The following is a 280-nucleotide window of genomic DNA, read 5'->3' on the forward strand; positions in this document are numbered from 1 at the left end:
CGGAACTTGATAGATTTCAATAATCCTCTTTTCAGTGGAGCCAGAATACCTCGGAAACTTAGGACGACCAGTGAATTTTTCAGGAGTTTTCTTCCATTGGTCCAATGCTTTAAAAAAGCTCTTTGTTTCCGAAAACAGTGTTCTACGAATAGCTTGAACGGAGTTTGATTGAATGCCCCATTAATTCACATCCGCTTGCATTGCAGCGTCCACTTCGTTTACAGTAGCCATTCTTCCGTGGTTCAAGTAGCATTGCTTTATCGCGTATAACCCGACGTTT

General features: G+C 41.8%; 1 pseudogene. It reads right to left on the reverse strand.

Annotated features, from left to right (window positions below):
• Positions 1-280, reverse strand: a pseudogene (locus tag HHO41_RS22180) (RNA-guided endonuclease TnpB family protein); the annotation flags it as partial.

The sequence above is a fragment of the Bacillus sp. DNRA2 genome, from assembly GCF_012843265.1.
Classification (GTDB): Bacteria; Bacillota; Bacilli; order Bacillales; family Cytobacillaceae; genus Bacillus_BU.